Annotated in this window: 21 protein-coding genes; 2 read left to right on the top strand and 19 right to left on the bottom strand. The window is 39.7% G+C overall.

Annotation, left to right across the window (positions count from 1 at the left end; genetic code table 11):
- Positions 1-368: 368 nt before the first annotated feature.
- From purH to F0161_RS02185, 14 genes are all read right to left on the bottom strand, one after another.
- On the bottom strand, positions 369-1,898 hold the full coding sequence (gene purH / locus F0161_RS02250; protein ID WP_150203533.1) for a bifunctional phosphoribosylaminoimidazolecarboxamide formyltransferase/IMP cyclohydrolase: 1,530 nt from the start codon (positions 1,896-1,898) through the stop codon (positions 369-371).
- Positions 1,899-2,076: 178 nt separating this feature from the next.
- Positions 2,077-2,655 carry a phosphoribosylglycinamide formyltransferase gene (gene purN / locus F0161_RS02245; protein WP_150203531.1) on the bottom strand — a complete coding sequence of 193 codons (579 nt, stop codon included), beginning with the start codon at positions 2,653-2,655 and terminating at the stop codon, positions 2,077-2,079.
- A complete protein-coding gene (gene purM, locus F0161_RS02240; RefSeq protein ID WP_137601478.1) occupies positions 2,648-3,688 on the bottom strand; it encodes a phosphoribosylformylglycinamidine cyclo-ligase in 1,041 nt (346 codons plus the stop codon). Before purM ends, purN begins: the two co-directional genes overlap by 8 nt.
- Positions 3,681-5,159 carry an amidophosphoribosyltransferase gene (gene purF, locus F0161_RS02235; RefSeq protein ID WP_150203529.1) on the bottom strand — a complete coding sequence of 493 codons (1,479 nt, stop codon included), beginning with the start codon at positions 5,157-5,159 and terminating at the stop codon, positions 3,681-3,683. Before purF ends, purM begins: the two co-directional genes overlap by 8 nt.
- Positions 5,144-7,339 carry a phosphoribosylformylglycinamidine synthase subunit PurL gene (purL, locus tag F0161_RS02230; protein ID WP_150203527.1) on the bottom strand — a complete coding sequence of 732 codons (2,196 nt, stop codon included), beginning with the start codon at positions 7,337-7,339 and terminating at the stop codon, positions 5,144-5,146. The genes purF and purL overlap by 16 nt, the downstream gene beginning before the upstream one ends.
- Before the next feature lie 34 nt (positions 7,340-7,373).
- Complete coding sequence (purQ, locus tag F0161_RS02225) at positions 7,374-8,048, bottom strand: phosphoribosylformylglycinamidine synthase subunit PurQ (protein ID WP_150203526.1); 675 nt, start codon at positions 8,046-8,048, stop codon at positions 7,374-7,376.
- A 4-nt stretch (positions 8,049-8,052) separates the two neighbouring features.
- Positions 8,053-8,313, bottom strand: a complete 261-nt coding sequence (gene purS / locus F0161_RS02220; RefSeq protein ID WP_137601482.1) for a phosphoribosylformylglycinamidine synthase subunit PurS — start codon at positions 8,311-8,313, stop codon at positions 8,053-8,055.
- A complete protein-coding gene (gene purC / locus F0161_RS02215; protein ID WP_137601483.1) occupies positions 8,306-9,034 on the bottom strand; it encodes a phosphoribosylaminoimidazolesuccinocarboxamide synthase in 729 nt (242 codons plus the stop codon). Before purC ends, purS begins: the two co-directional genes overlap by 8 nt.
- A 2-nt stretch (positions 9,035-9,036) precedes the next feature.
- A complete protein-coding gene (gene purK / locus F0161_RS02210) occupies positions 9,037-10,173 on the bottom strand; it encodes a 5-(carboxyamino)imidazole ribonucleotide synthase (RefSeq protein WP_150203524.1) in 1,137 nt (378 codons plus the stop codon).
- Entirely contained in the window at positions 10,154-10,639 is a 486-nt protein-coding gene (gene purE / locus F0161_RS02205; RefSeq protein WP_150204614.1) for a 5-(carboxyamino)imidazole ribonucleotide mutase, read from the bottom strand. Before purE ends, purK begins: the two co-directional genes overlap by 20 nt.
- A gap of 191 nt (positions 10,640-10,830) precedes the next feature.
- Positions 10,831-11,214, bottom strand: coding sequence for a Rid family detoxifying hydrolase (locus F0161_RS02200; RefSeq protein WP_150203522.1), 384 nt, complete (start codon positions 11,212-11,214; stop codon positions 10,831-10,833).
- Between the two features lie 65 nt (positions 11,215-11,279).
- Positions 11,280-11,537, bottom strand: a complete 258-nt coding sequence (locus F0161_RS02195) for a hypothetical protein (RefSeq protein WP_150203520.1) — start codon at positions 11,535-11,537, stop codon at positions 11,280-11,282.
- 104 nt (positions 11,538-11,641) lie between these two features.
- Positions 11,642-14,098 carry a phosphoketolase family protein gene (locus tag F0161_RS02190; RefSeq protein WP_137602205.1) on the bottom strand — a complete coding sequence of 819 codons (2,457 nt, stop codon included), beginning with the start codon at positions 14,096-14,098 and terminating at the stop codon, positions 11,642-11,644.
- A 268-nt stretch (positions 14,099-14,366) separates the two neighbouring features.
- Positions 14,367-15,095 carry a GntR family transcriptional regulator gene (locus F0161_RS02185; RefSeq protein ID WP_150203519.1) on the bottom strand — a complete coding sequence of 243 codons (729 nt, stop codon included), beginning with the start codon at positions 15,093-15,095 and terminating at the stop codon, positions 14,367-14,369.
- A 125-nt stretch (positions 15,096-15,220) separates the two neighbouring features.
- Here F0161_RS02185 and F0161_RS02180 point away from each other — a divergent pair, with 125 nt between their 5' ends.
- Together F0161_RS02180 and F0161_RS02175 are read left to right on the top strand one after the other, a co-directional pair.
- Complete coding sequence (locus F0161_RS02180; protein ID WP_150203516.1) at positions 15,221-15,715, top strand: YbaK/EbsC family protein; 495 nt, start codon at positions 15,221-15,223, stop codon at positions 15,713-15,715.
- Positions 15,716-15,726: 11 nt separating this feature from the next.
- Positions 15,727-16,491: a hypothetical protein gene (locus F0161_RS02175; protein WP_150203514.1), complete on the top strand. Its 765-nt coding sequence runs from the start codon at positions 15,727-15,729 to the stop codon at positions 16,489-16,491.
- A gap of 39 nt (positions 16,492-16,530) precedes the next feature.
- Here F0161_RS02175 and F0161_RS02170 read toward each other — a convergent pair whose 3' ends face one another.
- The 5 genes from F0161_RS02170 to F0161_RS02150 form a co-directional block, all read right to left on the bottom strand.
- Positions 16,531-17,484: a TerC/Alx family metal homeostasis membrane protein gene (locus F0161_RS02170; protein WP_150203512.1), complete on the bottom strand. Its 954-nt coding sequence runs from the start codon at positions 17,482-17,484 to the stop codon at positions 16,531-16,533.
- 23 nt (positions 17,485-17,507) lie between these two features.
- Positions 17,508-18,332 carry a DUF368 domain-containing protein gene (locus F0161_RS02165; RefSeq protein ID WP_150204613.1) on the bottom strand — a complete coding sequence of 275 codons (825 nt, stop codon included), beginning with the start codon at positions 18,330-18,332 and terminating at the stop codon, positions 17,508-17,510.
- 140 nt (positions 18,333-18,472) lie between these two features.
- Entirely contained in the window at positions 18,473-19,129 is a 657-nt protein-coding gene (locus tag F0161_RS02160) for an HD domain-containing protein (protein ID WP_150203510.1), read from the bottom strand.
- Positions 19,130-19,278: 149 nt separating this feature from the next.
- Positions 19,279-20,244 (bottom strand): 2-keto-3-deoxygluconate permease, encoded by a 966-nt coding sequence (locus F0161_RS02155; protein WP_137602211.1) that lies wholly within the window; start codon positions 20,242-20,244, stop codon positions 19,279-19,281.
- Positions 20,245-20,260: 16 nt separating this feature from the next.
- Entirely contained in the window at positions 20,261-21,016 is a 756-nt protein-coding gene (locus tag F0161_RS02150) for an SDR family NAD(P)-dependent oxidoreductase (protein WP_137602212.1), read from the bottom strand.
- Positions 21,017-21,037: the final 21 nt, after the last annotated feature.

Below are 21,037 nucleotides of genomic sequence, written 5' to 3'. Positions count from 1 at the left end.
GATCCGAAATGTGCTCAAATCAGCAACTTACTTACCTAACTACGACAACACCTTTATCATAAATCAGATAAAATTTTTGTCTAGGTTAGTGCTCATTGGCTATACAGTCAGTGACACAACTTTTTTATAATCGTGCTTTCACTGAACAACCAACTCCGCTTAACTTAACATCTCCAATTGTATAAATCACAATTAGAGATGCTTTGTTAATGCTCATTGGCTATACGGTCAGTGACGCAACTTTTCATAATCGTGCGCCACAAAGCAACTGCCTACGTTTAACAATAATAACTGTATTAATCCTAAACCGATTAACACAGTTGTTCAGTTAATCCTCAGCAGCTGAACGCTTCTTGTTGCACTCATTTCTAGTGTCTAAAGTGTCTTCTTCCTGAAAAGACAAGGGCGACACCATATTTGTTGGCATTGTCGATAGATTCTTGATCACGTATACTACCACCTGGTTCAACAATTGCCTTAATACCATGTTTGGCTGCAAATTCGACACTATCGCCCATTGGGAAATATGCATCAGAAGCTAGGACGGCTTGACCATAATTATCAGCAGATTCTGCTTGTGTAATGGCAATTTCAGCTGAACCAACCCGATTCATTTGGCCAGCCCCAATCCCGAGTGTCATTTCATCGGTTGCCACGACAATTGCATTACTTTTAACATGTTTAGCGACAATTTGTGCAAATTCTAATGCCTTTAATTCTTGCTCCGTTGGTTGTTTTTCAGAAACGACTTTGAAGTCAGCAATTGTTTCGTGAACTAAATCTTGTTCTTGACGCAACAATCCACCCATCACCGAGACTGTTTCTAATGCGGCTTCTGGACGCGCATCGAAATCAACCGTCAATAACCGCAAGTTTTTCTTCTTAGCTAACACTTCAAATGCATCATCGTCAAAACTTGGTGCAATAATCATTTCCAAAAATAACGCATGCATTTTTTCAGCCGTTGCTAAATCAACGTTCCGATTCAAGATAATAATCCCACCAAAAATTGAAGTACTATCTGCAGCATACGCGCGGTCCCAAGCTTCTTCAATATTATCTGCTAGTCCAATCCCACATGGATTCATGTGCTTGACTGCCACCACAGCTGGCTGATCAAACTCTGCACTCATCCGTAAACCGGCATCAGCATCCTTAATATTGTTAAATGACAATTCTTTACCATGAAGCTGTTCCGCTTGAGTGATTGAGAATAGTTCTGGCATTGCGTCTTCATAAAAAGCTGCCTTTTGGTGGCTATTTTCACCATAACGCAGTGCTTGAACCTTATTGTAGGTTAGCGTTAAGCTATCTGGGAATTCTTCGTCACCGCCCAAATATTGAGCAATTAATGCATCATAGGCCGCAGTATGGCGGAATACTTGTAAAGCTAAATTACGACGGAAAGCTCGATCATCTGAGCCATCATGGATTGCATTTAAAACATTATTATATTCGTTAGGGTCAACAACTGTAATCACATCAGCAAAGTTTTTAGCAGCAGCACGCAACATGCTTGGTCCACCAATATCAATCTGTTCAATTGCATCTGGTTCAGTCACTCCATCCTTTTGAATCGTTTCTTTAAACGGATAAAGATTAACTACGACCAAATCGACCGTATCGATATTATGATCCTTGAGTGCTTGCATATGTTCTGGCAAATCACGACGAGCTAACAAGCCAGCATGAATTCGTGGATGAAGTGTTTTCACACGCCCATCTAGCATTTCAGGAAATCCCGTAACTTCTTCGACTGCAGTCACATCAATACCTGCATCTTCAATTACTTTTTTGGTTCCCCCAGTTGAAATTAATCGATAACCTAAGTTAGTTAAACCTTTGGCGAAATCAACGACACCTGTTTTATCTGAAACGCTTAGTAATGCTGTTTTCATGTGTTTATTTACCCCTTTAATTGATTAATTTTTTGAAGTCCCTAACAATTTGTTCTACTTGAATCGGCTCCTCATTTCAACGACTTCCGCCTAGCCTTGAATAACTCGATTACTGAACCCGTAATCTTTGTTATTCTTCACTATGCTCAGCCGCTGTGCGAAATGCCTCACACTCCACTTACCGATTGAAATCACGCTCTATTACTTTGCATAAACTGTCAAAATATAAAACATGTTCAACGTCATGAATGCGAGTGGCTAGAGTGTCAATATCATCTGATGGCAAGATTTCGACGGCTTGTTGTGCGATGATGGGGCCGCTATCAACGCCGGAATCGACGTAATGAACCGTAACACCTGTAGAACTAACTCCGGCAGCAAACGCATCTTCAATCCCATGACGGCCTGGAAATTTTGGTAACATCGCAGGATGGATATTAATAATTTTTCCCGGATAAGCTGTCAGTAAGACATCCGAAACAATTTTCATATAGCCAGCTAAGACAAGTAAATCAACTTTTAATGATGTTAAATATTGTGCAATTGCTGTTTCATAATCGTGCTTATTCTCAAACTCTTTCATTTCGTGTGCCCACACAGGAATATTAGCGTCTTTAGCGCGTTGTACGACTAATGCATCGGGATGATCACAAACCAAACAAACCACATTAATATTCAATTCACTAGATTGAATTTTGTCTAATAATGCAGAAAAATTTGTGCCTGTTCCTGATGCGAAAATTGCGATATTAATCATCTTTTTCTCCCAACAATTTTACTTGTTGATCTCCAGTTAATGGTGTCACTTGACCAATTTGGTAATGGACTTCATCACCCAAAGCCAATTCAACCTCTGCAAGTTGTTCTGGATGAATTGCTAAGACCATCCCTAACCCCATATTAAAGGTTTCGTAGCGGTCCTCAACCGATAAATCACCTTTTTGGACTAAGACATCAAAGATTGGTTGATTTAACCAAGTACTGATATCAATTTCAGCTTGTAAATCTGCTGGCAACATCCGTGGTACATTTTCCAACAAACCTCCGCCAGTAATATGTGCTGCACCAGCGACTAGCTTCTTTTGTAACAATGGTTTCATTGCTTCCACATACAGTTTGGTTGGCTTTAATAATTCATCAATCAATGTTGCATCTAATTCATCTAAATGATCATCAAATTGAAAATCATTATCGTCAAACAAAATTTTGCGGACTAACGAAAAACCGTTACTATGTAATCCGCTTGAAGGTAAACCAATTAAAATATCACCAGCTGTAACATTGGCCGGATTTAGCAACTGACTTTTGGGAGCCAAGCCAACTGCAAAACCAGCTAAATCAAAGTGTCCAGGTTGATATACCCCGGGCATTTCAGCTGTTTCTCCACCTAACAACACAATGCCGTTTTCTTGGCAGACAGTTAAAATTCGATTCAAAATAATGTCAATCTGTTCGGGTTTGACTTCGGCTAACGCCATATAATCGAGGAAAAATAAAGGTAATGCTCCTTGTGCCAACAAATCATTGACGCACATGGCAATTAAATCTTGCCCAATCGTATCAACTTTATTCGCCGCGGAGGCTAATAACACTTTAGTTCCCACGCCATCACTTCCAGCTACTAAAACAGGTGAATCGAGTTGACTCTCATCCATTTCATACAGGCCTGCGAAACCTCCCAATTGTCCGAGGACATGAGAATCTTGTTGCGACATTTTTTTCTTCAAATTTTGAACTACTTCATCCCCGGCAGCAATGTTCACTCCGGCCCGTTCATATGCGTTAGGCATTTGTATTGACCTCCTGATTTAAAGTTGCGGTAAGTACATGATCATTTGCCGTTTTTGGATTTTCAAAAGTGGCTTCATAATCATAGAGGGGCGTTGGATATTCGCCATCAAAGTAAGAAACACATAAGCCTTCATTCGGTGCATCTTGATTTAAACCAATTGATTTGATTAATCCTTCAAGGCTCAAGAAACTTAATGAATCGGCACCAATTTGTTCGCGCATTTCTTCGACCGTATAATTAGCAGCCATCAATTCACGCGTATGTTCAATGTCAATTCCGTAAAAACATGGGTATTTTAACGGTGGTGAGGCAATTAGCAAGTGGACGCTTTTGGCCCCAGCATCACGTAACATTTTAACGATATAAGTACTGGTAGTACCGCGCACGATTGAATCATCAACTAACGCGACTTTTTTACCTTCGACCACTGCACGAATGGCAGACAATTTCATTTTGACGCCTTGTTCACGTAAAGCTTGCGTAGGTTGGATAAAAGTTCTCGTACTATATTGGTTTTTCATCAATCCCATTTCGTCCGGAATGCCTAACTCCAATGCCACACCAGATGCGGCTGATAAGGAAGAATTAGGAACGCCGACCACAATATCAGCATCAATGTTGTTTTCTCGAGCCACTTGGCGCCCCATACGTTGACGAGCTAAATGCACATTAACCCCATAGATATCTGAATCAGGACGCGCAAAATAAATATATTCCATTGAGCAGATTGTTAACTGGGTATTTTCAGTATATTTGCTCACGCGATAACCTTCGTCATCAATGGTAATTAATTCACCAGGTTGGACGTCACGCACAAATTTGGCTCCGACAACGTCTAAAGCACAGGTCTCACTTGCTACAATCCAAGAACCATTTTCGAGATGACCAATGACTAGTGGACGGAATCCATTTGGATCAAGTGCAGCATACAAGGCATGGTCAGTCAAAATCAAATAGGCAAAGCCACCTTCAATTTGGCGTAAGCTGGCACTTAAACGATCTTCAAATTTTGCTTGTGGTTGACGTTGAATCAAATGCATCAATACTTCAGTATCCGAGTTAGATTGGAAGATTGCGCCGTTTTCTTCAAGTTGACGACGTAAACTGACCGCATTAGTCAGATTACCATTGTGGGCCAACGAAACGTCGTAGTCAGTGTAATGAAAGTTTAAGGGTTGAATATTTTCAATCCCGTGGCTGCCAGCCGTTCCATAACGCACATGGCCAATGGCGGCAGTGCCAATTAATTCATCAATTGTCTCTTGTCGATCAAAAACGTCGGCTAATAAGCCCATTCCCTTATGGCCAACAAGTTTCCCGTCATCATTACGTACCACAATCCCAGCACCTTCTTGACCGCGATGTTGTAAACTATGGAGTCCAAAATAAGTGCGTTGCGCGGCTTGATTGTCGCCCCAAACACCGAACACACCACATTCTTCGTTTAAGCCTTTTACTTCATTTGCCAAGCGAGTGCCTCCTTCCATGCCTTCTTCGCAGTTTTAACATCAAGATTCATATCAAAATCATTAGTCGTAATGGTTAATTGGTCGCCACCAGTTTGACCAATGGCTTGTGCGCCAGTTAACTCTTCAAAGGCGGCTTGGTGAGTAGCGGGAACTGAAACAACAAAGCGTGATTGTGTCTCAGAAAAGAGCCAGCTGGCTGGCATGTCAACGTTAAGTTGAGCGCCAATTTCATTATCAAAAGTACTTTCTGCAACTGCCACGGCCAATCCACCTTCAGAAATGTCATGAACACTATTGACCAATCCGGCGCGGATAGCTTGTTGGACTAATTGTTGATTAGCAGCTTCGGTGGCTAAATCGAAATCGAATAATTGACCCTCGATTTGACCAGTTTGCATTTTTTGAATTTCAGTACCATTGAAGTCGGCTTTGGTTTCACCAACGACATAAAGTAAATCACCGGAATTCTTAAAACTCTGGGTGGTTACGTAATCGAGTGATTCAATCAAGCCAACCATTCCAACCATTGGAGTTGGATAAATGGCTTCACCATTGAATTCGTTATATAAGGAAACATTTCCTGAAATAACGGGTGTTTCAAATTGGCGACATGCTTCTGACATTCCTTTAGTAGCTTGTTCCAGTTCATAGTACACTTCTGGATCTTCAGGACTACCGAAGTTCAAACAATCAGTAATTCCTAGTGGTACGCCTCCAGAAGCGACAATGTTACGAGCAGCTTCGGCAACCGCAATTTGACCGCCTTGATGAGGATCCAAGAATAAGTAACGTGGATTGGCATCCGTGGTCATCGCTAAGGCTTTGTTAGTCCCGCGTACGCGAATCACAGCTGCGTCAGAACCAGGTAAGACAATCGTATTGGTTTGGACTTGTGAATCGTAACGACGATAAACACTTTCTTTACTAGCAATAGCTGGTTGTTGTAAGACTGACATCAATGTGTCAGCTAACTTGGAAGCATCAGGTTCAAAGCCTGCACTCGGCTGATCTAAACGAGCGGGACGAGCACTAGGTTTACGATAAACGGGCGCTTCATCAACTAACGCCTTCACGTCAACATCTGCAACTACTTCACCATGTTGATGTAAGATATATTGTTGGTCATCACGAACAGTGCCAATTTCGACTGCTTCAGTTTCATATTGGTTAAACAAGTCAATCACTTCAGCTGCATACCCTTTTTTAATACATAACAACATCCGTTCCTGCGATTCAGACAACATCAATTCATAAGGAATCATGCCATCTTCACGTTGAGGAACTAAATCAAGATTCAAATCCATTCCAAAACCGGCTTTCGCACCCATTTCAGCAGAAGATGAAACTAATCCAGCGGCACCCATGTCTTGAATTCCAACTAAAATATCTGCGTGATTTTCAATTAAATCCAAACAAGCTTCCATCACCATTTTTTCTGCAAATGGATCACCAACTTGAACGGCAGACCGTTGTGATTCTTGTTCATCGTTAAATTCAGCAGACGCGAAAATTGCCCCTTGAATACCATCACGTCCAGTTTTGGCACCCACGTAGAAAATTAAATTTCCGGCACCAGCAGCGGCACCTTTTTGTTGTTGAACTGAATCTAAAAGTCCAACACACATTCCGTTCATCAAAGGATTGCCTTGATAAACGTCTTCAAAAGTCATTTCGCCACCAACAGTTGGAATACCAATACAATTACCATAATCGCCAATGCCGGCAACGGTTTGATCAATTAAATACTTGGTATGCGCGTCATCTAGTGAGCCAAAATGAAGGCTATCTAACATAGCAATGGGACGAGCACCCATGGAGAAAATATCGCGAATGATTCCACCAACCCCTGTTGCCGCACCTTGATAAGGTTCTACTGCAGTTGGATGATTATGACTTTCAGCTTTGAAAACAACGGCCTGGCCATCACCAATATCAATAATACCGGCTCCTTCTCCAGGTCCTTGCAGAATATTTTTACCAGTGGTTGGAAATTGCTTCAAAAGTGGCTTTGAATTTTTATATGAACAGTGTTCGCTCCACATTGCCGCGAACAAACCAGTTTCAGTAAAGTTTGGTAAGCGACCTAATAGTTCTTGAACTTTATCAAATTCGGCTTCGCTTAAACCCCATTGTTCATACAATTTTTGCGCTTCAATTTCGCGTGGTTGCAACTCAATCATCGGTTATTCTCCCCTTGGTATTTACCGTGTGTTTTTATTTTTGTAATTGTTGGTTTTCAACAAAGCTTTGAAATAAACGTAATCCGTCCGTTCCGCCTAAAATATCTTCACTCGCACGTTCAGGATGGGGCATCATCCCCATCACATTGCCTTGCTCATTGACAATTCCAGCAATATCATCAATACTGCCATTTGGGTTTTCAGAATACGTCAACACAATTTGATGGTTATCTTTCAGTTGTTGAAGGGTTGCTTCATCACAGTAATAATTGCCATCACCATGAGCTACTGGCATCATCACTTTTTCACCTTGTTCAAATTGGTTCGAAAAGGCGGTTTGATTATTTTGAACGAACAGTTCTTGTTGCTGACAAACAAATTCAAGATGTTGATTCTTACGTAAACCTCCGGGCAATAAACGAGCTTCCGTCAAAATTTGGAAACCATTGCAAATTCCTAAAACAGGTTTTCCTTCACCGGCAAACCGTTTGACGTCCGTCATAATTGGGGCAAAACGAGCAATTGCACCACTTCGTAAGTAATCACCATATGAGAAGCCACCCGGTACTAAAACCGCAGCAACATCTTCTGGTAATTCAGTTTCACGATAATCGACAAAGATTGGTTCGACATGTAGTTGATCACGTAAAACATAGAACATGTCCCAATCACAATTCGAGCCTGGAAAACGAATCACAGCATATTTCATTTGATTAGCCCTCCACGGTTGTCAGTTCTTCAATTTCGTAAGTGTAACTTTCCATGTTGGTATTGGTTAATAGTTCCGTACACATTTCTTCAACTTGTTCATCGATATTTTTGCCAGTTTTTTTAATCATTAATTCGAAATACTTACCTTGAGTCACTGATTCGACATTTGTAAAATCGAGACGATGTAAGGCGGTTTTGACTGCTTCACCTTGGGGATCCAGAATTGATGCTTTATAGGTTACATACACTTTGACACTATACATTTGCAGCCTCCTTGCTTTCTACCAACCGACGTAACACTTCTGAATAAACATCTACCAAATCACCTGTATCTTTACGGAAAACATCCTTATCAAACGATGCTAAGGTGTCCTGATCGACTAAGCGACAATTATCTGGGGAAATTTCATCAGCTAACACAATTTCGCCATCATTGGTTTTACCAAATTCAAGTTTAAAATCAACTAACTTCAAGCCGGCTTGCGCATAGCGAGTTGATAAAACTTGATTTACTTTTAAAGCATAATCAGTAATGAAATTTAATTCTTCATCAGTCACAATTTCTAGGGCTAAGATTTGGCTCTCATTGATAAATGGGTCATCGAGGGCATCTGATTTATAGAAGGTTTCCACAACTGGTGGATTCAGTGGCTTGAGGTAATCAATTTGAAATTTACGTTGAAAGCTACCAGAAGCTGCGTTACGAATCACAACTTCTAGAGGAATCATCTTCATAGTTTTGACCAACTGTTCATTACTTGAAACTTGCTTAATGAAATGGGTTTTAATCCCATTGTCCATCAAATTTTCAAATAAAATTGTATCAATTTGGTTATTCAGACTCCCTTTGCCTTCAATATGATCTTTTCGCTTACCGTTTAAGGCAGTGGCTTGATCTAAATATTCGACCCAAACGACGCCATCTTCATCAGTTTCGTAAAAGCGTTTTGCTTTTCCCTCTTTAATCACTGCAAGTTTTTGCATTGTTATGCCTCCCAGATATTTTCTGATTTTAAATTTTTGAGTGTTGCTTCTAAATCATTATTCAAAATGGTAATGTGGCCCATCTTCCGGTTAATTTTTGGCTCGGCCTTGCCGTATCCGTGATAATGCCAGTTAGGTCGCGTCGGTAACAAGTCCCTTGTTGATTCCTGATGGCGACCTAGAATATTGACCATCACCGCTGCTTGATACATAAAAATCTGTGGTATCGCCAAACCACAGATACTACGAATGTGGGCTTCAAATTGAGACACGTTACAAGCTTCGATTGAATAGTGTCCCGAATTATGTGGTCGTGGCGCTAACTCATTAACCAACAACTTGCCATTGGCTAACATGAAAAATTCAATGCCAAGCACGCCTCGTAATTCAAATGCTTGAGCAATCTGTGTCGCAATATTATCCGCCATTTGTTTGGTGGCTTCGCTCACACGTGCGGGCACGATGCTTTCCATCAAGATGTGATGTCGATGAATATTTTCAGAAACTGGAAAAACCTGAATTTCACCCTGACTACTGCGAGTCACCATGACTGACAATTCTTTCACAAAATCTTGTTTCTTTTCTAAGATGCATTCGCCGTGGCTTAACAAATCATCTGCCACTTCAATGTCAATTTGATCATTGATATCGAGCTGGCCGTGACCATCATAGCCACCACTCGCCGTTTTTAAAATGCTACCAAACCCGAGTGCTGCGACTGCCCCTTCAAGTTGATCTAAAGATTCGATTGCTTTAAATGGTGTCACCGGAATTCCGTGTTCTTTTAAGAAGTTTTTTTCATTAATTCGGTTACTAGTGATTTCAAGGATTTTGGTTCCTTGAGGTAATTGCGTATATTGTGCTGCTTCATTTAATGTTTGGACGTCGACATTTTCAAACTCATAAGTTAAGACATCGCTTTGTTTGGCCAATTTAATTAACGCATCATGGTCATCGTATTCAGCCACAATTTGAAAATCGCTGACTTGCCCGGCTGGACTATCAGGAGTCGGATCCAAAATGCCCACCTTATAACCCATTTGTTTGGCGGCAAATGACATCATTTGTCCAAGTTGGCCGCCACCTACAATTCCAATGGTTTGTCCTGGCAATACGACCTTATTTGAGTTGGTCTGCACTTTTGATGGCCTCCTCGGTTTGTTTCTGGCGAAAATCTAGTAAGTTTTGAGCGATTTGTTCATCATTGATTGCTAAGATTTCTGCTGCTAATAAAGCAGCGTTTTTGGCGCCGGCTTTCCCAATGGCTGTCGTAGCTACTGGTACTCCGCTTGGCATTTGGACGATTGAAAGTAGTGAGTCCATTCCCTTTAATGCGTGGCTTTCAATTGGAACACCAATCACTGGTAGAATGGTATTGGCGGCTAGCATCCCTGGTAAATGTGCTGCTCCACCAGCACCAGCGATAATAACTGAAAAGCCATCTTGTTTGGCATTTTGTGAAAACGTCTGTAGTTCTTGTGGCATTCGATGTGCAGAAATGATTTTTGGTTCAAAGTCTAATCCGAGTTGTTCAAGTAACTGGGTTGTTAATTGCATTGTGGGCCAATCAGAAATTGATCCCATCACAACGGCGATTTTGTTCATCATGTTCTCCCTACTATTCAAATTTCACTCTTAGTGTAACAACGAACTGTCAGATAGTCAACACGTTTTACATACATTTATATTAAAATATCATTTAATGTTCGTGTTTAAATGGTTTTACCTAGCTAATTTTGTAATTTACGATAAAAAAACACCAAAATCATAATATTTACGATTTTGGTGTTTTCATGTTATTTACTAACAACATATTCAATTTCAATTAATGCACCCGCTGGTAGTTTAGAAACTTCTACCGTTGAGCGAGCTGGTAAAATTAGATTGTTTGAGAAGAAATCTGCATAGAGCTCATTTACCTTATCAAATTGATTAACATCATCGAGAAAAATCACAGTTTTAACAATGTCATTGCGTGTGAAGCCAGCGTGCGCTACCACTGCCGCGATATTATCAAAGACTTGCTTGGTTTGGCTCTCGATATCTGATCCAACCAATTTACCGGTCTCTGGATCAATTCCAACTTGACCGGATCCATATAAGGTGTTGCCAACTTTAATCGCCTGTGAATATGGGCCTAAAGCTGCTGGAGCATTTTTTGTTTCAATTACTTCTGTCATGAAAATCTCCTTCTAATCAAATTAATAATATTTTACCATTGATTTTTAACAATACCTAGGCTTGTTTAGAATCCTTCTAAGTAAAATTCAGTGACAAAGAGGTGTTCAATCACTTCTTTGGCATTATCTTCCGTAATAACCCCTTTAGCAAGGTTATCTTTCACGATGGCAATAATCTTTTCACGAGATTCCGTAATTTTATCTTCATCAACGGTAACGTGAATAATATGCGCATTGTCATTCCAAACTACTTCTACGGCCCCAGCAAAATCAATGCCGAGTCCATTGAGCCAATCTTCAATTGTTTTTTGGTTTAATTCCATGACACAAGTTCCTCCCGGTTATTTAATAACAATAGTATAACTCAAACAAAAAAAAGCTTCTACTCATTCGATGAGCAGAAGCTTCCTTCAATTAACAATGTTAATTATTTAACAGCTTTCCATGTCCAGTCAGTAAATTCAGGAATATCATGTCCTTCATTACGAGTAACATCGAAATGCTTAGCCAAGATGGCATCCATCTTCTTATCAAATGCATCAGCGTCAGCTTGTGAGATTGCTCCCTTAGCAGCTAACAATGAAGCAGCATCTTTAGCTTGGTTGAAACGATCCAATTGTGAGTATACACGCATGTCGTATGCAGTAGTAATATCACCATCTTCACGGTATCCATGAACACTCAAACCGAGGTGAGCGCGTTCGTAGAAGTATGATTCAATCAAGTCTTCGTAACCATGGAATCCGAATAATACAGGAGTTCCTGATTCGCCGAAGAACTTAGTAAATTCAGCGTCAGTCAAAGCACGGTCAGCATTTTGCTTACCATTCTTCTTTTGTAGACGGTTTAATTCAACAACGTTTACATAACGGAATTTAACAGTTGGGAATGCTTCATGAATAAGGTCGATAGTAGCTAATGATTCGTTTGTTGGTTCAACACCAGCAGATGCGAAAATAATATCAGCGTCTTCACCTTCAGCAACAGTAGATGCCCAGTCGATTGTCTTCAAACCTTCGTTAGCAAGTGTTTCAGCTTCATCAACTGAGAACCATTGTTGACGTGGTTGTTTTGAAGCAACAACGTGGTTAATCTTTTGACGTTCAGTAAATGCACGACCAAAGACAGCAAGTAATGTGTTAGCATCGCCTGGCAAGTATTGGCGAACAAAGTCAGCCTTCTTTTCAGACAAGTGAGTTAACATACCTGGATCTTGGTGAGTGTATCCATTATGATCTTGTTGGAATACAGTAGATGTAGAAATCAAGTTCAATGATGGATAATCGTTACGCCATGGTTGTTCTGCAGCTTGGCGAATCCACTTGAAGTGTTGAGTAATCATTGAATCCACTACACGAAGGAATGATTCGTAAGATGTGAAGACACCAGTACGACCAGTAAGTGTATATGATTCTAGCCAACCTTCAGCTTGATGTTCTGAAAGTTGTGCATCTAAGATACGGCCTTCAGGACCTTCATGTTGGTCATTTGGTTCGTGAACTTCTTCCATCCATTGACGGTTAGAAACCTTGAACATATCCCATAGACGGTTTGACATAGTTTCGTCAGGTCCGAAGATACGGAATGTAGTTGGGTTCTTCTTAGCAATATCAGCAAAGAATCCAGAAAGTACGTTCATATCCATGTTACGGTTAGCATCAGCTAATTCAGTTCCACGGTTTTCTGGAGTAATTTCGTTGGCGAAGTCTTTCCAGCTAGCCATAGCTAGTTCTGGAGCTTTTTCACCACGACGACGGCCGGCATTAGCAACTGGGTTACTTGCCATACGCTTGTCACCCTTAGGTGCCATAGCTGCAACTTCGTCCTTAAGTGAACCATCAGTGTTGAACAATTCAGTTGGTTTGTATGAATTCAACCATTCTTCGAATTCAGGCAATTCTGCCAACTTGTGTTGTGCAAGACCCAATGGCACTTGGTGAGCACGGAATGAATTTTCGATAGGCATTCCTGCTGTATCGAACTTAGGTCCGCCCCAGCCCTTAGGTAAACGAGCAATGATAACAGGCCATGCTGCAATTTCGCCATCTTGGTAACGACCGTTTTCACGTGCGTCATTTTGGATGTCTTTGATATCGCGGATAGCGTCATCAAATGTCTTAGCAGCTAATTCGTGATAAGCCATGTAATCATGGATATCTGAGTTTTCAATAAAGCGAGGTGAGTAGCCAAGTCCTTCGAAGAACTTAGTAATTTCAACATCACTCATACGTGAGAAAATAGTTGGGTTTGAAATCTTGAATCCGTTTAAGTCTAAGATAGGCAATACTGCACCATCATTCTTAGGGTTAACGAATTTGATTGAGTGCCATGCTGTCATGGCAGGTCCAGTTTCAACTTCACCATCACCAATTACAGTAAATGCAATTTGGTCTGGGTTATCTAAGATAGCACCAGTTGCGTGTGATAATGAGTATCCAAGTTCTCCACCTTCATGAAGTGAACCTGGTGTTTGGGCAGTCATATGTGAACCAATTCCACCTGGGAATGAGAAACGCTTGAATAAGCGAGTCATACCTTCAACATCTTGAGTAATTTCTGGGTAGGCTTCAGTATATGAACCATCCAAATAACTGTTGGTAACCATAACTTGTCCACCGTGACCTGGGCCACCGATATAGAACATGTTTAAATCAAACTTGTTAATTAAACGGTTAGCATGAGCATAAAGGAAAGTTTGGCCTGAGATAGTACCCCAGTGACCAATAGGCTTAACTTTAACATCGTCAGCTTGGATTGGTGTATTTGTAACTGAGAACAAAGGGTTGTTCTTTAAAAAGATCATACCTGCTGAAAGGTAGTTGGTAGCACGCCACCAAGCATCGACTTTAGCTAGATATTCTTTTGAATCAAAATCTACTGCCATGAAATTAACACTCCTTAAATTAAATGAATTAATAACAACATAGTATTTGATGCGACTTACGTAAATATACCTAAGTAACAATTTACAATGACTATTTTACCTACATTTTCGAAAAAGTCAACTTTTTTGAAAATTGATACGGTCCAATTTTTATTGACATATTGTAATTCAAGTAAATAAACGCTTCAGACCTCATCATAGTCTAAAAAAATGGCTGATTTAAGTCGATAATTTGAATTTATCGATAAAAAAAGATGAAGAATTCATCTTATTCTTCATCTAAACTAACAAATGTATTATATTTTAAATACTTGTAATGAACTCGCATATTGGAAACTTCAAATGGGGTTCCATCATCCAAGAAGAAAATTCCTTCCATGATTCCAACTGGTTCATTTTCAGTTAATCCCAGTAGTTCTTGATCCTTGGCATTGGATGGTTCGGCCAAAATCGACATAAATGATTTGGTAACTGACTTGCCTTCGATTTCAGATAAGTGATTAAAGATTGAACCTTTGACTACCTTTTGCGTTAATCCTGGCATCACTTTAATAGGAATATAGCCAGTTTCAATGATGATTGGTTCGTCATCAAATAAGCGTAACCGTTTGATTTCATAGACAAAATCATCTGGTCCCAAGAATAAATCTTGTTGTAATTCCTTGCTAGCTGGAATAACCTGATAATCAAGTAATTTAATGCTAGGATGTTTACCGGCCATATGAAAACTATCTGTCACACCTAGGTTAGTTCCTTCATAATTAAAGAGCGACTGATTTTTTAAATACAGTGGATTAATGAAGGTTCCTGAACCACGTTTTTTAAAAATAATTCCTTGTTGAGCCATCACGTTTAACGCACGTTTAATGGAACTACGACTCACGCCGTATGACTCACTCAGACTACGTTCATCTGGTAATTTTTTATTTTCGAATTCTTGGTTAAAAATTCGCGCTTTGAGGTCATGCATTATCTTGCGGTATACTAAATCTGCCATGAAAACTAACTCCTATATTTTGGCACTCGTTATTCTATTCTCTCAAAAGTATAACAGATTTTCTAATTGGATGTATACTTTAATAAAATTGGTCCGACCCAACGAAACTTATTTGGAGGTTACTCATGGGTAAAAAAAAGAAAGTTAAAAAAACTTTAGTTGAACAAATTCTCGATAAACATCAAGTCAATTATGAACAAACCGAATTTCCCACCAAACAAGAGGGCGACGTTCAACAACTAGACGTTAATCATGGTGACATAGATGAACATTTAATCTATAAAACCCTAGTTCTCACAGGGCCAACTACGGGTCCAGTCGTTGGCGTGGTACCTGTGGATTGGCATTTGGATGAAAAAAAACTAGCCAAGGAATCTGGCAATAAAAAGGTGTCGATGGTACCTTTAACTGATTTACTCAAAACGACCGGTTATGAACATGGTGCCAATACTCCAATTGGTATTTACGAAAAGTTCAAATACCCGATCTATATTGATCAAGAAGCCACGACCGTACCAGAAATTTATGTTTCTTCCGGTAAAATTGGTCGTTCCATAAAAATCAACGCTGCAGATATGGCATCAGTCGTCAATGGCAAGTTTGTCGACTTAAAACGATAGAAAGATAAACTATGACAAATTCCCTCATCACAAATTTTGGATATTTATTACTGTATGTCGCCATTTTTCCTATTATTTTTGGCACATTTTTAGTGTTAGTCAATCACAACAGTAAAAAGATTACGGCCAATTATTTTGGCTATAATGCTCAAATCTGGATGGGCTTCATTGGCATTGCCATTCATGAATCCAGCCATCTGATTATGGCACTGATTTTTCGTCATAAAATTGAAAAGTTTCGCCTCGTTCGTTTTCCTAAGAAAAATGATCCGGATGACCAAGCGTTAGGTTATGTGTCACATAGCTTTAATCGGTCAAATTTTTATCAACGATTGGGAAATTTATTCATCGGGATCGCCCCAATTATTGGCAATACGATAGTCATTTGGTTGCTTTCAAAGTGGTTAGTACCAAACGCTCTATCTTCGTGGCAAACCTACGTCAGTACCCAGTCAATTTCTGATTTGAGCCTATTTTCCGATTCACCATATGGAATCATCGGGATTATCATTTGGATTTTAGTGCTGATTAACATTTGTGTGGGTGGTTTTGACTTAAGTCGGTCCGATTTAAACAGTTCTTTATCCGGCGTTGTCTTCTTCATCATTGTCATGGCGGTCATTTCTTTAATCATGACTTTCATCACCCAAACAGTTGATATTGCCACCACCTTACAATCATTCATGCTGCCACTCTATTCAGCGATGGTACTGGCAATTATTATTTCTACCTTAGCAAACCTGATTTTAAGAATAATTATTTTGGCCAAAAAGTAAAGGACTCTTCCGCGATGGAAAAGTCCTTTTTTATACGAATTACATTTTTTTACGTTGTTCCGCTTTATCAACGATGATTGAGGCAACGATGGCAATCGTAATTAACACGACAATCACCAGTAATGACACGACGTTTGAAATTTGAAAATGCCAACCAAAGTAGTGCGCACTCTCATTCAAGACCATCTTAATTCCGATAAAGGCTAAGATCACTGACAGCGCATATTTAATATAACGGAATAGTGGTAAGACGCCGTTTAGCGCGAAGTATAACGAACGTAATCCCATGATTGCAAAGATGTTAGAAGTGACCACAATAAAAGTATTTTGAGAAACTGATAAGACGGCCGGAATCGAATCAACCGCAAACAGTAAGTCCGATGCTTCAATAAAGAGCAAGGCTACTAAGAATTGTGTCGCCATTAGTTTACCATCAACTCTGGTTAAGAAATGAGGCTCAGTCGCATCTTCTTTAATGGGAATCACTTTACGAATGACTTTGATAATCGGACTATCGTTCAAGCTCTTGGTGCCACCATCTTTTTCAAACAACATATTAATCCCGGTGTAAATCAGGAAGATTCCGAAGATAATCATTAGCCATTTGAATTTGTCCAATAAGGCCACTCCAGCGAAGATGAAGATTACTCGCATGACTAAGGCTCCAAAGACACCCCAGAATAGTAATCGATGCTGGTATTTAACATCAATTTTGAAGAAGCCGAAGACCAAGATAAAGATGAACAAGTTATCAATACTTAACGATTTTTCCAATAAATAAGCAGTGATAAAGTCTAACGAATAACTTGCCCCGGCATATGACCAAATCCAGCCGGCAAAACAGAAAGCTAACCCAATCCAAAATGCACTCCACAGTAAAGATGACTTGATAGTGGGCGCTTCGTTTCCTTTATGAAACACACCTAAATCAAGTAACAACATTACGACAATGAAGGCAAAAAATCCTATCCAATATCCAATACTAACTTCCAATTAATTTCTCCTTATTGATCAAATTATTTACTAACAACTTGTTCTAATTGACTCATTTTCCATCCTAAAATGGTTCCTAAAATACATAATACCACCGCGGCCACGATTCCCATCATGCCGATGCCATGATAATCAGTTGGAACGATCATTATGGTAGATGCCATCACAATCCCAAACACGATATGAAACAGTTTCGAATACGCAATTTCAAAAAGCCAATTCATCACTTTGGATAGCAGCGCAATCACTAATACCACCCCAATAAACAATGGTAAAAGTACGCCAACATCCCCAGTTTTGATTCCATCTGACATTCCCTTGTAAAGTCCTAAATAAATCAGAAAATTAGAAGGACTTAAGCCTGGAATCACCAGCCCTAATCCGATTAAAATTCCTGCTAATACCCATGACCATAAATTGGCATCAATCTGGCTGACATTTGACAAGCCAAACTTCAAAAACAAGGTCATACAGATAAACGCAATAATCATTAGGCCAATATCTAATTTTGAACGGCCACGCTTGCCAGAATCTTGCCACATGGCAGGAATGGTCCCTAAAATGGCGCCGACGAAGAACCAAAGAACAATCGTTTCGTAGTTCCCTAATAGGTAACTAACCGCAAACGATAAGCCAAAAACTCCCAGTATTCCACCTATTCCAACCGGTAGAAAAAAGAAAAAGTTTTGTCTAAAGTTCTTAAACGGATGGGCCAAAAATTTGATTAGTGGTTCATACAACCCAAAAACCACTGATAATGCGCCACCACTAATACCTGGTAAAATAAATCCGGAGCCAATTAATGCTCCTCTGATTACGTTCAGTAACCAGACACGTTGATTGTTAATTTGCAATCAATGTTCCTCCACACTTTATACTTTTCTTATGAATACAATAATTATACCTAAAACTAAAGTGGCTTGGCTAGTAAATACCATTTCTCATAAAGAAAAATTAATAATCGTCTAAATTAATTATCTTATTATAACTAATCGCCATTCCATTCCTGCTTAAAATGATTGACAAAATCCTGCATGATTTCTTGTCGTTTAGCCCCAATTTGCTTGGCTGTGTCTGTGTTTAAACGATCAGTAATTAGAAACAACTTTTCGTAAAAATGATTAATCGTCGTTCCAGGTTCATTCCGATATTGTTCCTTAGTTAAATTCAATCTGGGCTCAACACTTGGATCATACATCTCCTCACCCACGTGGCCACTGTAATAAAACGCTCGGCCAATGCCTAATGCCCCAATCGCATCCAACCGATCAGCGTCTTGGACCACTTGGCCTTCAATTGATAATTCAGATTCACTGCCTGAGAGACTCTTTGAAAACGACATATTCAAAATAATATCTTTGATAGCTTGAACCTGGTCGTTGGTAGCTCCAATCAATTTTAAAAATGACCACACTTTCATCTGTTGCTGTTCCGGCTGGTTCGTCAGCTTGTCATCAATGACATCATGTAGCCACCCGGCTGCCAGACTAATAAACATATCCGCCTGTTCGTGCGGTCCAATCTTATTGATCATTTTGGTGACACGCTTCAGATGATCCATCCCGTGTCCACTTGTATCGGCGCTCATTTCTTTAGTGACAAATTCTTCGATTAACGTTAATTGTTTTTCTTGATTTGGATTCATTTCAACACCTCGTACTTTCACATCTATTTTAACAAAAAATGAGAACTGCTTTTACACAGTTCTCACAAATGTTATAAATATTTTTTCTGAAGTTAAATGTAGACATGCACTTAATTCCAATTTAAAAATAATCTAAAATGAAATAATTTTTATGCTTGAGCTTCAACTTTAGTTTCACCACGTTTTTTTGCATTGCGTTTTGCAATCCACGCGGTAAGCATTGGAGTCAAAATCGCTGTGACAACAACAGCTGCAGTAATTTGAGTTGTTGCCGTCGTTTGGATAGATTTATAACTAGCATCAACAGCTGCAAGGGCAGCAGGAGTTGCCATGTTGGCACCAGCACAACTTGAAATTGCAGCTCCGGCAACACCTGAGCCACCTACTAATTTGTCGACGAGTATTGTAAATACACCACCAACAAGAGTAATGATGACACCTAACAAAATACCAGATGCTCCTGAAACAAAGATTTGTTGGAAGTTCATAGAACATCCCAGTGCAAATCCAACAACAACGATAGATGCATTCATACCATCATTAAGAATCTTTTTAACTGCTGGAAATAGGTTGGCAAGAATCATACCAACTAACAAAGGCAGAATGGTTGCTAATAAAGTAACAATTGAAAATGTTGCCAGCCCTGATGCTGCTAAGGCAATCATAGTAACATAAGGCCCAACACTTAGAATTGTGATACCAACTGCAGCTTCATCGACTTCATCTCCAAAGTCATGAACAATCCCTGCATACATGGCATTGTTGGCACCAGACATACCACCAATGATTGCAAGTGCACTCAGACCTAAGAAGTTGTTGTTCATTAACTTACCAACTAATAATCCAAGTACAACGGCAACAATAACTTTCGTCAAGATAATTGAACCACCACGTTTAATTGCAGCAGGTGCAGTTTTAAATGAAATTGTTCCCCCAATAACAAAGAGGAACGATCCAACAAGTGCACCTGACCCAGTTGCAAGCGGAGTTGTAAAACCTCCAATTTTTAAAAATGAAGGGAAAAAGGTGTTAATTGCCGCACCAATAAACATGGGGATAATAATATTACCACCTGGAATAGAAAAATGTTTTTTCTTCTTTACATTTTCAGCCATATCAATTCACTCCTCCCTAGCCATCCATTACAACGCCACCATCAGCGTCACCAATTTCTCCTGTAATAAAGCTAGCAGCATCAGATCCAAAGAAGAGAATCATTTGAGCGATTTCCACGGCTTCTGCTGGCCGACCCAAAGGAATAATTCCAATTACTTTTGCGTTCTTTTCCGGATCTTCAGATAACGACTTAGTCATTGATGTATGTGTGAATGAAGGTGCTACAGCATTTGCATAAATACCATATTTTCCTCCCTCTTTTGCAACGGCCTTGGTGAATCCATTTAAGCCCGCCTTTGAAGAAGCGTAAGCAACAGTACCTAATAATCCACCGCCAATTTTACCAGCAACAGAAGAAACATTTACAATTCTACCGCCACCATTATCTTTAAAATGGCTCCATATTGCTGCAACAGTGTTGTACGGACCCGTTAAGTTAATTTTAATTGTGCGATCCCATTCTTCTGGAGGTAATTCATCAAATGGCTTTGCACTAATAATTCCAGCAACATTAACCAATAAATCTACTTTTGTGAAATCTTTAATAATTTGAGCAAATGTTGAATTAACTTCTTCCCTATTCGCTTGATCAACGTGATAAAATCTATTTCCGTCGCCCATATCAGCAACGGTTTTTTTACCTGCATCATCGTCAATGTCTAATAATGCGACTTTACCGCCACCATTCACAATACCCTGCACGACCTCACGGCCGATTCCTTTAGCACCACCTGTTACAATAGCAACTTTTCCATCATAGTCATATCGCATGTTAATGGCATCTCCTTAAAT

Origin of the sequence: Paucilactobacillus nenjiangensis, assembly GCF_008632615.1 — a bacterium.
Classification (GTDB): Bacteria; Bacillota; Bacilli; order Lactobacillales; family Lactobacillaceae; genus Paucilactobacillus; species Paucilactobacillus nenjiangensis.
This window is presented reverse-complemented; position numbering and strand designations above follow the sequence as displayed.